The sequence below is a fragment of the Nocardiopsis lucentensis DSM 44048 genome (assembly GCF_000341125.1).
In the GTDB taxonomy this organism is placed as follows: Bacteria; Actinomycetota; Actinomycetes; order Streptosporangiales; family Streptosporangiaceae; genus Nocardiopsis; species Nocardiopsis lucentensis.
On record NZ_ANBC01000419.1, the window covers coordinates 1 to 12,768 of the forward strand.

The following is a 12,768-nucleotide window of genomic DNA, read 5'->3' on the forward strand; positions in this document are numbered from 1 at the left end:
TCCGCCCTGGCGCCGCCCGCCCCTCACCGGGCCCACTCGATACAGGGGTGCCGAACCACCGACCGCCTCGTGCTGCCCGCACACCGCCGCGGCGGCCTCCGCACGGGCCCGCCCGCCGGCGACGGAGGGCGGTCCCCGGCGTCCTCGGCGCCGGACCCACCCCGGCGCGGAACCGCGCCAACCTCAGGGTCGTCGCCTGTCGTGACTGGTCATCCACCTTGTGTGGTCATTTGTGCGCGTGCATATGTAAGCACGCCCGGCCGTCTTGACGTGGGCGCGCCAGGAGAGAAGGCTTTGTGGAATGTCACCCCTTGAAGCGTCACCGTTGCCCTCGCGAGGCGGGTCGGTGACCGGGATCCGTCCCGAACACCGCAACCTCGTCAACGGGCGTGTGCACCTGTCCGAGTACGACCCCAAATGGCCCTATCTGTTCAGGCGTGAGTCCGACCGGGCCCACGCCGCGCTCGGCGACCGCGTCCTGCTCTTCGAACACGTCGGCTCCACCGCGGTACCGGGGCTCGCGGCCAAGCCCTGTCTCGACCTCCTGCTCGTGGTCGCCGACTCCGCGGACGAACCCGCCTACCTCCCCGACCTGGAGGCCGCCGGGTACAGCCTCGTCATCCGCGAACCCCACTGGTACGAGCACCGGCTCCTCAAGGGCCCCAACGTCAACCTCAACCTGCACGTGCTCACCGACGGCTGCGTCGAGGTCGAGCGGATGCGCGCCCTCCGCGACCGGCTGATCGCCGACGCCGACGCCCGTGAGCGCTACGAGGCGCACAAGCGCGAACTGGCCGAACGGACGTGGGACCGGATCCAGGACTACGCGCAGGCCAAGTCCGAGGTCATCGAGGAGATCCTCGCCGCCGCCGGCGCGCCGGGCCCCGACGCCGACCACGGCGGAGGGGGCGAGCACGCGGATCCGGCCGAGTCCTGACCCCGGCGGTCGCCGCTCCCGGACCCCGCTTCCCCGCGCGAGAACGCGCGTGAAACCGCCCCACGGCCACTCCAGGCGTGGTTCTCTGGTCACCGCGCGTACGTGAGGGCCTGGACGAGCTGGGCCAGGACTATCTGGAGCGCATGCGCTCGGCGATCCCGCTCGGCCGGATCGGGGAGGTCGACGACATCGCCTCGGCCTGCCTGTTCCTGGCTGGTCCCGGGACGTCCTTCATCACCGGCCAGGCCCTGGTGGTCGACGGCGGCCAGGCGCTGCCCGAGGACGGCCGGGCCTTCGCGGCCCGGGTCGCGGGCTGAGACCGGTGGCGGAGCCGACTCCGCCACCCCGCGGTCCCGGCCGCCCCTCAGCCCAGTGAGCGCAGCTGGTCCTGGAACCACCGCCGCGGCGGCAGCGCCACGGCGGCCTCCCGCAGCCGTCCGCGCCGTGCCCGACGCTCGTCCGCTCCCATCGACAGCGCCCGGTGCAGGGCCTCGCCCGTCTCCACGGTGTCGTACGGGTTGACCAGCAGCGCGTCCCCGCCCAGCTCGTCCGCCGCGCCCGCCTCACGCGACAGCACCAGCACCGAGTCCCGCTCCGACAGCACCGGTCCCTCCTTGGCCACCAGGTTCATACCGTCCCGGATCGGGTTGACCAGAAGCACGTCGGCCATCTGGAAGGACGCCAGCGAACGCGGGTAGTCGTCGTTGACCTCCAGGACCAGCGGAGCCCACTCGGCCGTGCCGAACTCCTCGTTGATCTCCTTGGCCACGCGCAGCACCGCGTCGGTGTACTCCTGGTACTCGGGAACGTCTCCCCGGCTCGGGTAGGCGAACGCCAGGTGTGTGACCCGACCGCGCCACTCCGGGTGCGCGGTCAGCAGCTCCCGGTACGCCTCCAGGCCGCGCACGATGTTCTTGGACAGCTCGGTCCGATCCACCCGCACGATCAGCCGGGTGTCGCCGACGACCTCCTCCAGAGTCTCCCGGCGCTCCGCGACGCGGGGGTCCGCCGCGCTCGCGCGCAGCCCCTCCTCGTCCGCGCCCAGGGCGTGCACGCCCACCTCGACCACCCGTCCGCCGTGCTCGACCGTGCGCTTGGCGAGGTCCACGTCGGCGCGCAGGATCTCCGCGCAGCACCGCAGGAACGCGTCGGCCCAGCGCGGGCTGTGGAAGCCCAGGCGGTCGGCGCCGAGCATGCCCTCCAGCAGTTCGCGGGCGACCTGGTCGGGCAGCATCCGGAAGTACTCCGGCGGGGCCCACGGGGTGTGCGAGAAGTGCGCGATCCGCAGGTCGGGGCGCCGGGCGCGCAGGATGCGCGGCACCAGCGCCAGGTGGTAGTCCTGCACGGCCACGCGCGCGTTGTCGGCGGCCCCGGCCACCAGGGCCTCGGCGAACGCGTTGTTGTAGGCGGTGTAGTCCTCCCACCGCCGACGGAACGCGGAGCCGAAGGACGGCTTGTTCGGGGTGTCGTACAGCATGTGCTGCGTGAACCACAGGGTCGAGTTGGCGATCCCGGTGTAGGCGCCCGCGAAGGTCTCCTCCGGGATGTCCAGCATGTGGACGCGCATGCCATCCAGGTCGTGCGTGCGGTCCAGGCGGGCCCCCGGGGCCTCGGCGGCGGCGCGGCGGTCGGAGGGCGACAGGGCGGCGCACACCCAGAGGCCGTCGATCTCGGAGGCCACCGAGATCATCCCCGACACGAGTCCGCCGCCGCCCCTGCGGTACTCCAGGGAGCCGTCGTCGGCGGTCGAGAAGGACACGGGTCCCCGGTTGGAGGCGATGAGGATCTGTGCCTTGTCCACGTGCTCGTCCTCTCGGTGGCGCGGAAGGGTCTGCCGCCCGTGAGCGGGGGGTGGTGCGGGGCGGGGTGTTCCCTGGAGTCTCGCCTGCGGACCGGGGCCCCAAACCCGCGCGGGGGCAACGCGGGCGCGCGTCACACCCCGGAAACCGAGCACGTGCACTCTGACGGCTCTGACCAGGGAGCATCTCACCATGTGAGCGGTTTCGTGTAATCCAGGTCACCACATGTGGAAAGCCGGTCAACGTGTCCGTTACAGTGACCGTGCGGATCCGACAGGATCGGCGCACAATTTCATATTGCTCATCCAGAGGGGTGGAGGGACCGGCCCTGCGAAGCCCCGGCAACCATCTCAGCATGCGATACTCGCGCTCCTCGCGAGGCGGCTGAGGCAGGTGCCAACTCCGGCCTGGGGTCAAGGTGGCCACCAGGAAAGATGAGGGGAGACGCCTCGCCATGGCGATTGCCGCCACAGAACCCACCTCCGTCCGCTCCTTCGGCCCCGCGACCGCGCTGTCCTGTCGCGAGTGCGGTGAGCGCTACGACCTCACCCCCAGGTTCGCCTGCGAGTTCTGTTTCGGTCCCCTCGAGGTCGCCTACGACTTCGGGGCCGTCACCCGCGCCGACATCGAGAGCGGCCCGAACAACATCTGGCGCTACCGCTCCCTCCTTCCGGTGCCGACCAACGTCGCCGAACTCCCGAACATGAACCCCGGCCTGACCCCGCTGGTCCGCGCCGACCGCCTCGCCGCCGAGCTCGGCCTGGACTCCCTCCACGTCAAGGACGACTCCGGCAACCCGACGCACTCCTTCAAGGACCGCGTGGTCGCCATCGCCGTCGAGGCCGCCCGCACCTTCGGGTTCACCACCCTGTCCTGCTCCTCCACCGGCAACCTCGCCGGCGCCGTGGGCGCCGCCGCCGCCCGCGCCGGTTTCGAGTCCTGCGTGTTCATCCCCGCGGGCCTGGAGGAGGGCAAGGTCGTCATGGCGGCCGTCTACGGCGGCAAGGTCGTGGCCATCGACGGCAACTACGACGACGTCAACCGCTTCTGCTCCGAGCTCATCGGCGACCCCGCCGGCGAGGGCTGGGGCTTCGTCAACGTGAACCTGCGCCCCTACTACGGCGAGGGCTCCAAGACGCTGGCCTACGAGATCGCCGAACAGCTCGGCTGGCGCCTGCCCGAGCAGATCGTCATCCCGATCGCCTCCGGCTCCCAGCTGACCAAGATCGACAAGGGCTTCCAGGAGCTGATCAAGCTCGGCCTGGTCCAGGACCGCCCGTACAGGATCTTCGGCGCCCAGGCCACCGGCTGCTCCCCGGTCGCGAAGGCGTGGGAGGCGGGCCACGACGTCATCCAGCCCGTCAAGCCCGACACCATCGCCAAGTCGCTGGCCATCGGCAATCCGGCCGACGGGCCCTACGTCCTGGACATCGCCCAGCGCACCGGCGGGTCCGTGGAGCACGTGAGCGACGCCGAGGTGGTCGACTCCATCAACCTCCTCGCCCGTACCGAGGGGATCTTCGCCGAGACGGCGGGCGGCGTCACCACCGGCGTCCTGCGCAAGCTCGTGCGCGAGGGCAGGCTCGACCCGAAGGCCGAGACCGTCGTGCTCAACACCGGTGACGGGCTCAAGACCCTCAACGCCGTGGACGCGGGCGTGACCGCCACGATCGCCCCCTCCCTGTCCGCGTTCGCCGAGGCGGGCCTGCTGTAGGGGCCGCCGCGGCCTCCCCGACGACCTCGCGGGATCCGGTGACGTGCTTTCGGATCCCGCACCCATCCGACGAAGGAAGAACACCCACATGAGCGCCAGCGTCCGCGTGCCCACCATCCTGCGCACCTACACCGACGACGCCTCCGAGGTGACCGCCGAGGGCGCGACCCTCGCCGAGGTCATCGACGACCTGGAGGCCAACTACCCGGGCATCCGCGCCCGGATCCTCGACGACGCGGGCAAGGTCCGCCGCTTCGTCAACGTGTACGTGGGCGACGAGGACGTGCGGTTCGAGAAGGGCCTCCAGACCGAGGTGGCCGACGGCGCCCAGGTCTCGATCATCCCGGCGGTCGCCGGGGGCTGCTGAGCCGCCTCCGATCCGCGACCCCGAACGGGGCGGACCGTCCCCTTCCCCCCGGAGGGGACGGCGCCGCCCCGTTCGTCGTGTCTGGACCGGACCGTCCCCGCGGCCGCCCCTCGTAGGCTGGGGCCCATCGAGTTCGGACGAGGGTGGCGATGTCGGCGACGCGGTTGTTGGTCCTGGGCGTGGTGCGAATCCACGGTCGGGCGCACGGGTATCGGGTGGGTCGGGAACTGCTCTCCTGGAACGCCGGGGAGTGGGCCAATGTCAAGTGGGGGTCGATCTACCACGCGCTGCGCAAGCTCAGCCGGGAGGGGAAGCTGCGCGAGTTCGTCGCCGAGGGCGACGAGGTGGTCGACCGCACCTCCTACGCGCTGACCGACGACGGCGAGGCCGAGTTCCACCGGTTGTTGCGCGCGGCGTTGAGCCACTCCGGTCACGACCACGCGCTGCTCTGCGCCGGGGTCACCCTGATGACCGCGCTGCCGCGGGACGAGGCGGTGACGATGCTGGAGCGGCGCCTGGCCGGGCTGGAGGGGGTCGGCGCCGAGGTGCGCGCGGGACTGGACCAGGAACACGGCAGGCCGCCGCACGTGGCGGAGCTGTTCGGGCTCTGGCGGACGACGGTCGAGGCCGAGACCGGGTGGACCCGCCAGCTCATCGCCTCGCTGCGCGAGGGCCGCTACACCATGGCCGACGACGGCCCCGGGGCCTTCGGCCTGCCGAAGGCGGGGAAGTGACCACCGCTTCCCGCGCACGGCCCTGAACGGACGCGTGTCGGTCCCGGCCGCCTCGTTCGCGCGGGGCGGCCCGGTGGAACTTATTAAAACTTGAATGCTGGCGACCGATGGTGCACACTCATCCTCGCATTCAAGTTTTAATAAGGAGCGAGGATGATCCACACACGCGAGCTGACCCGGACCTTCCGGGTCGGCAAGCGGACGGTCGAGGCCGTCCGGGGCGTCGACATCGACGTCGGGGAGGGCGAGTTCGTCGCCCTCCTCGGCCCCAACGGGGCGGGCAAGTCCACCACCCTGCGCATGCTGACCACGCTGCTCGAACCCACCTCGGGCACCGCGAGCGTCGCCGGGCACGACGTGCGCGCCGAGCCCACCGAGGTCCGGCGCCGGATCGGGTTCGTCGGCCAGGGCCACGGGGCGGGGGACGACCAGCGCGTCCGCGACGAGCTCCACACCCAGGGGCTGCTGTACGGGCTCGACCGGCGGACCGCCCGCAGCCGCACCGGCGAACTGCTCGACCTGCTGGAACTCGACGAGGCGGCCGACCGCGTGGTCACCGCGCTCTCCGGCGGCCAGCGCCGCCGCCTCGACATCGCGATGGGGCTGATCCACCGCCCCGGACTGCTGTTCCTCGACGAACCCTCCACCGGGCTCGACCCCCAGAGCCGCGCCAACCTGTGGGAGCACGTGGCCCGCCTGCGCGGCGAGTTCGGCACCACCGTCGTGGTGACCACCCACTACCTGGAGGAGGCGGACGGCGCGGCCGAGCGGGTCCTGGTCATCGACCACGGCCGGGTCATCGCCGACGGCAGCGCCGACGAGCTCAAGAGCCGGGTGTCCGGTGACCTGGTCGTGTTCACCACGGAGGACGGGGCCGCCGCCGACCTGGGGGCGAAGGTCGCCGAGGCGCTGCCGTCCGCGGGCACGGCCGAGGTCGTCGCGGAGCCCGGTCGCGACCCGCGGGTCCGGATCCGCGTGGAGCACGGCGACGCCGCCCTGCCGGGGCTGCTGCGCTCGCTCGACGGGGCCGGTGTCGCGCCGCTCTCCGTGGCGGTGAGCAGGCCGACGCTGGACGACGTCTTCCTGACCCTGACCGGACGCAGCCTGAGAGAGGGAGAGCGATGACCGCGACGATGAGGACGCAACCGCCGCCGGCGGCGGCCAGGACGAGGGGGACGACGGCGCGCGACGTCTGGATCGTCTTCCAGCGGCAGGGGCGGCTGGTGCTGCGTCGTCCGGCGCTGATCCTGTTCGGGATGTTGCAGCCGGTGCTCTACCTGGCCCTGTTCTCCCCCCTCCTGGAGGGGCTCGGGGGACCCACGGGCGAGGGTTCCTGGCGGTGGTTCGTGCCGGGGCTCCTGGTCATGCTCGCGCTGTTCGCCAGCGGATTCGCGGGGTTCGGCCTCCTGCCCGAGCTGGCGTCGGGCGCGCACGAACGGCTGCTGGTCTCACCGGTGAGCCGGGTGGCGCTGCTGCTCGGACGGGTGTTGGCGGACGCGGCGATGATGTTCACGCAGATGCTGCTCATCCTCGCGCTCGTGGTCGCGTTCGGGCTCCGGATCCCGCCGCTGGGCGCGGTCGTGGGCCTGGCGCTCCTGGTCGTGCTCGGAGTGGGACTGTCCACCCTGTCGTACCTGGTGGCTCTGGCGGTCAGGCAGACCTACGTCTTCGCGCCGATCGTCCAGGGGGCGCTGATGCCGCTCATGCTGCTGTCGGGGGTGCTGCTGCCGATGGACCTGGCGCCGGGCTGGCTGTACGCGCTGTCGAGGCTGAACCCCGTCTCGTACGTGGTGGACGCCGAGCGCGCCCTGTTCGCCGGGGAGTGGGGTCCGGCGGTGGGCGTGGGGTGGGCGGTCGCGCTCGGCCTGGCGGTCGTGGCGCTCGCCGTCGGGGGCCGCGCCGTGCGCGGGTCGGCGAGGTGAACCCGGGCCGACCCGCGTTCACCGGGCGGGTCGGCCCGCGCGGCCGTGTCCACCCAGGGCGAAATCCGCACGTCGCGTCGGATCATCGCAGGTAAACCCTGGTGAGAGGGCTGTGGAAATCGTGACCACATCGTTTGCACTCTCCATGGCCGAGTGCTAAAAAGGGACCTGGTTAGCACTCGACTTTCCTGAGTGCTAAGCCGGATCGAGGCTGCGAGATCGCGGTTCCCGACAGCGGGGTTGTCGGTGCGACCGCGGTCGTCCGTCGCGGGCGCACGCCTCGTCCCATCGCGTATCAGCCCGGTCACGGGAGGACAAGAACTCAATGGCAGCCAAACTGATCGCGTTCGACGAGGAGGCCCGTCGCGGCCTCGAGCGCGGTATGAACCAGCTCGCTGACGCCGTCAAGGTCACGCTCGGCCCCAAGGGCCGCAACGTCGTCCTGGAGAAGAAGTGGGGCGCCCCCACGATCACCAACGACGGTGTCTCCATCGCCAAGGAGATCGAGCTCGAGGACCCGTGGGAGAAGATCGGGGCCGAGCTGGTCAAGGAGGTCGCCAAGAAGACCGATGACGTCGCGGGTGACGGCACCACCACCGCCACCGTGCTCGCCCAGGCTCTCGTCCGCGAGGGTCTGCGCAACGTCGCCGCCGGCGCCAACCCGGTCGGTCTGAAGCGCGGCATCGAGGCCGCCGTCGCTCGCATCAACGAGGAGCTCGGCAACCTCTCCAAGGACGTCGAGACCAAGGAGCAGATCGCCTCCACCGCCTCGATCTCCGCCGGCGACACCCAGATCGGCGAGACCATCGCCGAGGCGATGGACAAGGTCGGCAAGGAAGGCGTCATCACCGTCGAGGAGGGGCAGACCTTCGGGCTCGAGCTCGAGCTCGCCGAGGGCATGCGCTTCGACAAGGGCTACATCTCGCCCTACTTCGCCACCGACCTCGAGCGCATGGAGACGGTCCTCGAGGACCCCTACATCCTCATCGTCAACTCCAAGATCTCGAACAACAACGAGTTCCTGCCCGTTGTCGAGAAGGTCCTGCAGGCCGGCCGTCCGCTGATGGTCATCGCCGAGGACGTCGAGCAGGGCGCGCTCCAGACCCTGGTCGTCAACAAGATCCGCGGCACCTTCAAGTCCGTCGCCGTCAAGGCCCCGGGCTTCGGTGACCGCCGCAAGGCCCAGCTCGGCGACATCGCCGTGCTGACCGGCGGCCAGGTCATCACCGAGGAGGTCGGCCTCAAGCTGGAGAACACCGAGCTCGACATGCTCGGCCGCGCCCGCAAGGTCGTCGTCACCAAGGACGAGACCACCATCGTGGACGGCGCCGGTGACGCCACCGCGATCGCCGGTCGCGTCAACGAGATCCGCAACGAGATCGAGCGCACCGACTCCGACTACGACCGCGAGAAGCTCCAGGAGCGTCTCGCCCGCCTGGCCGGCGGCGTGGCCGTCATCAAGGCCGGTGCCGCCACCGAGGTGGAGCTCAAGGAGCGCAAGCACCGCATCGAGGACGCCGTCCGCAACGCCAAGGCCGCGGTCGAGGAGGGCATCCTGCCCGGCGGTGGTGTCGCGCTGCTCCAGGCCAGCGTCCCGGCCTTCGAGAAGCTCGACGTGGACGGCGACGAGGCCATCGGCGCCGACATCGTCCGCCGCGCCATCGCCGAGCCGCTGAAGCAGATCGCCGTGAACGCCGGCCTCGAGGGCGGCGTCGTGGCGGACAAGGTCAAGAACCTGGAGCCCGGGTTCGGCCTCAACGCCGCCACCGGTGAGTACGCCGACCTGTTCAAGGAAGGCGTCATCGACCCGACCAAGGTGACCCGTTCGGCTCTGCAGAACGCCGCCTCCATCGCTGGTCTGTTCCTGACCACCGAGGCCGTCATCGCCGAGAAGCCGGAGAAGGCCGCGGCTCCCGCCGCCGACCCGACCGGTGGCATGGGCGGCATGGACTTCTAGGTCCAGCCTGGAGTCCGAGGTCCGGATACGCGACCTCGCCCGCGACGACCGGGTGGCCCCTTCCGGGGCCGCCCGGTTTCGCTGTTCTCCGGGGCATTTCGCCAAGTGCCGGGCAGTCACAGACACGGAGCGTTAGCATTCCGCTCGAAGGTGTGATGCTAGATGGGTCCTGCCGTGGCTGAACCGGCCCCTGTGATGGAGCCGTCCAGATGGGACTACCTGCTGAGCACTTGGCGGGAACTGGACGTGCCTGAAGGCTGGAGGGCCGAGATCGTCACTGACGACGCCATCATGCTTGGCGCGCCGCTCGAGGACGCCCACTGTTTCATCGCCTCTCGGGTGTGCTCGGAGTTGCACCAGGCCATCTCCGATGACTGGGGTGTCTACCAGGCTCTCAGCATTCGATTGCCGCTGGTCGGGCGTCTTTACGTGCCGGACCTGGTCGTCATGCCCGAGGATGTCGTCCTCGATCGATCCCAGTCCCCGAGTCCGGCAGAGGCCGCGTTCCTCGCGGTGGAGATCGTGTCCAGGAGCAGTATGGACACCGACCGCAGGAAGAAGCTCGGGGGCTACGCGTGCGCCGAGGTCCCGCTCTACCTGCTCATCGACGCCTGGGACGGGATGGGCCCCTCGGTCAGTCTCCACGAGCAGCCGAGCAACGGCCGGTACAAGCACACCAGCATCGTGGAGTTCGGAGAGAAGATCCGCCTGCCGGAGCCCTTCGACCTGGAACTCGACACCTCCAGGTTCCCCGGTCCCGACAAGTGGGCTTCCTGACCTCTCCCACCGGACCGGTCAGGCGCGGACGAGCGTCAGGTACGCGAACCCGAGGGTCTCCCGCATGCCGTGGACACGGGCGTGCCGGTGCCGGTCCGCCCGCACGCGGACCTCGTCGGCGCGCGGCGAGTCCGGGTTCCCCGCCAACCACTCCTCCCAGCCCAGCGCGTGGCGGTTCTCGAAGTCGTCCCACTCCTGCGGCGAGGCCTCGGACAGCGCGAGCAGCCGGAACCCGTGCGCCAGGGCGAGGTCCACGAGCCCGGGCAGCGGGCGGTACTGGGCCGGGGGGATGAAGGGCATGGCCGCCGCCTCGGCGTCGGTCGGCGGCCGCCTCCAGAAGCACTCGCCGAACAGCAGCCTGCCACCGGGGCGCACCAGGTCGCCCAGGGCCGCGAGCGCGTTCGCGGTGTGATCCAGGGGGTCGCCGCCCCACACGTGGGTGGACCCGCTGTTGACCACCACGTCCGCCGGTTCCCCCTCCCACACGCCGACGTCGGCCGCGACCAGCTCGACCCGGTCCGCCAGGCCGCGTGCCCTGGCGTTGGCCCGGCCGTGTTCGAGGACGCCCTCGTCGAGGTCGACGCCGAGGCCGGTGGCGGCGGGGTCGGTCGCCAGCGCGCGCAGCAGGAACTCGGCCCATCCGCAGCCGAGGTCCACCACGCGGCGGTCGGTGAGCGGCCCGAGCGTGCGGATCAGCCTGGCGGCGTGTTCGTCGGAGAGCGGGCCGTTGAAGTCCGCGTCTCGGTACAGCGGCGGGATCTCCGGGGCGGTCAAGGTCTCTCCTGGTGTCGGGTCACGGGGTCGTCGGTGAGCGTCCGGCGCGGACTCAGCCGCCGTGCCAGGCGCGCCACAGCCTCGCGTAGGCGCCTCCGCGCGCGAGCAGCTCCTCGTGCGTGCCCAGTTCGCTGATCCGGCCCTCCTCCACCACCGCGATCCGGTCGGCGTCGTGTGCGGTGTGCAGGCGGTGCGCGATCGCCACCACCGTGCGCCCCGCGAGCACGCCGCCGAGCGATCGCTCCAGGTGGCGGGCCGAGCGCGGATCGATCAGCGACGTCGCCTCGTCGAGCACCAGGACCTCCGGGTCGGCCAACACCAGACGGGCCAGTGCCAGCTGCTGCACGTGGGACGGGTCCAGCGTGATGTTCCCCGAGCCGACCCGCGTGGCCAGACCGTCCGGCAGCGCGCGTACCCACGTGTCGGCGTCCACGGCGGCCAGCGCCTTCCACAGCGCGTCCTCGTCGACGTCCTCCCCCTCCTGCGCGAGTGACAGGTTCTCCGCGACCGTCCCCCGGAACACGTGGCTCTCCTGGCTCAGCAGGATCGCCCGGCGCCTACGCTCCCCCGGCGGCAGTGCCGACAGCTCAGCGCCGCCCACCCGCACGCTGCCCGATGTCGGCGGGTGGATCCCCGCGATCAACTTCCCGAGCGTCGACTTGCCCGCGCCGCTCGGCCCGACCACGGCCAACCGTTCGCCGGGCCGGACGACCAGGTCCACCCCGTGCAGCACCTCGGTGTCCGTGTACGCGAACCGCACGTCCTCGACCTCGACCGCGCCCGGGGCCGCGTCCGCGTCCCCTGCGGGAAGAGGGGCCTCCTCCCCGGTCAACCCGACGCCGAGCAGCCGTCGGAGGCTGGTGAACCCCATCATCACGCTGTCGACCTCGTCGATCAGCTTCTCCACCGGCCGCGCCAGCTGCGAGCTGAGGAAGACCGCCGTTGCGATCTGGCCCACGCTGATCGCGCCGTTCACGTGGAGCACCCCCGCGGCCAGGAGCGTCATGGCCACGGGGAACTGGTAGGAGAACTCCAGCGGCGGATACCACACGGTCCGCAGCCAGAGCGTGTACCGCTCGGCCAGGTAGGCCCGGTGCACGCGCTGGTCGTTCAGCGCGACCTGGCGCGCCTGCCGCCCCAGGGCCTCGATCGTGCGCGCGCCCTCCACGGTGTCCGACACACCCTGGGTCAGGTCGGAGTAGGTCGCCAGCTCACGCACGTATCCGTCCGGCGCCCGCCGGACGTACCAGCGCGTGGACACCCACAGCACCAGGGCGGAGGGCGCCATGGCCAGCAGCAGCACCGGATGCACCACACCGATCGCGGTGACCACGACCACCACCGTCACCGCGCTCACCACCATGAGCGGGACCGAGTGGCGCACGGCGTGGCTCAGGTGGCCGATGTCGCGTCCGGTGCGCGCCACCAGGTCACCGGTCCCGGCGCGCTCCACGGTGCCCAGCGGCAGGCGCAGGACCTCGCGTACGAACTCCTCGCGCAACTCCGCCAGCACACCCTCGCCGAACCGGATCGACAGCGCCACCGACACCAGGACGAACACGGCGTTGACCAGGAGCGAGCCGACGATCGCCGCCGCCAGCAGGTCGACGCTCCCCATCGGGCCGCCGGCCCGCACCGTGTCGATGACCCGGCCGAGCGCCCACGGGGCGACCAGCGCGCTCAGCGCCGCCACGCCGTACAGACCGATGACACCCGTGAGCGTCCGGCCGTGCTCGCGCCCCGCGCGCCGCAACCGCCGCCACACCATGGCGGCCGGGGCGACCGGC

General features: G+C 71.3%; 12 protein-coding genes and 1 riboswitch. Of the genes, 9 read left to right on the top strand and 3 right to left on the bottom strand.

Annotated elements, in window-relative coordinates:
- Positions 1-301: 301 nt before the first annotated feature.
- Entirely contained in the window at positions 302-937 is a 636-nt protein-coding gene (locus D471_RS34515) for a GrpB family protein (protein WP_051059183.1), read from the top strand.
- A 77-nt stretch (positions 938-1,014) separates the two neighbouring features.
- A complete protein-coding gene (locus D471_RS0114675; protein WP_017599308.1) occupies positions 1,015-1,254 on the top strand; it encodes an SDR family oxidoreductase in 240 nt (79 codons plus the stop codon).
- A 47-nt stretch (positions 1,255-1,301) separates the two neighbouring features.
- Here the strand turns inward: D471_RS0114675 and D471_RS0114680 are convergent, their stop codons facing one another.
- Positions 1,302-2,738 (bottom strand): alpha,alpha-trehalose-phosphate synthase (UDP-forming), encoded by a 1,437-nt coding sequence (locus D471_RS0114680; RefSeq protein WP_017599309.1) that lies wholly within the window; start codon positions 2,736-2,738, stop codon positions 1,302-1,304.
- Between the two features lie 296 nt (positions 2,739-3,034).
- Positions 3,035-3,177: riboswitch (SAM riboswitch) on the top strand.
- Between the two features lie 13 nt (positions 3,178-3,190).
- On the opposite strand from D471_RS0114680, the gene thrC reads away from it, so the two are divergent.
- The 7 genes from thrC to D471_RS0114715 all read left to right on the top strand — a co-directional run bounded on the left by thrC (position 3,191) and on the right by D471_RS0114715 (position 10,207).
- Positions 3,191-4,450 carry a threonine synthase gene (gene thrC / locus D471_RS0114685; RefSeq protein WP_017599310.1) on the top strand — a complete coding sequence of 420 codons (1,260 nt, stop codon included), beginning with the start codon at positions 3,191-3,193 and terminating at the stop codon, positions 4,448-4,450.
- An 88-nt stretch (positions 4,451-4,538) separates the two neighbouring features.
- Positions 4,539-4,817: a ubiquitin-like small modifier protein 1 gene (locus tag D471_RS0114690; RefSeq protein ID WP_017599311.1), complete on the top strand. Its 279-nt coding sequence runs from the start codon at positions 4,539-4,541 to the stop codon at positions 4,815-4,817.
- A 149-nt stretch (positions 4,818-4,966) separates the two neighbouring features.
- The gene (locus D471_RS0114695) at positions 4,967-5,551 is read left to right on the top strand and encodes a PadR family transcriptional regulator (RefSeq protein WP_017599312.1); all 585 of its coding nucleotides are present in this window, start codon (positions 4,967-4,969) and stop codon (positions 5,549-5,551) included.
- Between the two features lie 153 nt (positions 5,552-5,704).
- Positions 5,705-6,676, top strand: a complete 972-nt coding sequence (locus D471_RS0114700) for an ATP-binding cassette domain-containing protein (RefSeq protein ID WP_017599313.1) — start codon at positions 5,705-5,707, stop codon at positions 6,674-6,676.
- A complete protein-coding gene (locus D471_RS0114705) occupies positions 6,673-7,473 on the top strand; it encodes an ABC transporter permease (protein ID WP_017599314.1) in 801 nt (266 codons plus the stop codon). The genes D471_RS0114700 and D471_RS0114705 overlap by 4 nt, the downstream gene beginning before the upstream one ends.
- 325 nt (positions 7,474-7,798) lie before the next feature.
- Positions 7,799-9,430, top strand: coding sequence for a chaperonin GroEL (gene groL, locus D471_RS0114710; protein WP_017599315.1), 1,632 nt, complete (start codon positions 7,799-7,801; stop codon positions 9,428-9,430).
- A 195-nt stretch (positions 9,431-9,625) separates the two neighbouring features.
- On the top strand, positions 9,626-10,207 hold the full coding sequence (locus D471_RS0114715; RefSeq protein ID WP_040689738.1) for a Uma2 family endonuclease: 582 nt from the start codon (positions 9,626-9,628) through the stop codon (positions 10,205-10,207).
- A gap of 18 nt (positions 10,208-10,225) precedes the next feature.
- Here the strand turns inward: D471_RS0114715 and D471_RS0114720 are convergent, their stop codons facing one another.
- Together D471_RS0114720 and D471_RS0114725 are read right to left on the bottom strand one after the other, a co-directional pair.
- Positions 10,226-10,981 carry an SAM-dependent methyltransferase gene (locus D471_RS0114720; protein ID WP_017599317.1) on the bottom strand — a complete coding sequence of 252 codons (756 nt, stop codon included), beginning with the start codon at positions 10,979-10,981 and terminating at the stop codon, positions 10,226-10,228.
- A gap of 52 nt (positions 10,982-11,033) precedes the next feature.
- Positions 11,034-12,768: ABC transporter ATP-binding protein (locus D471_RS0114725; protein ID WP_017599318.1), on the bottom strand; the 1,735-nt coding region annotated here is incomplete at its 5' end.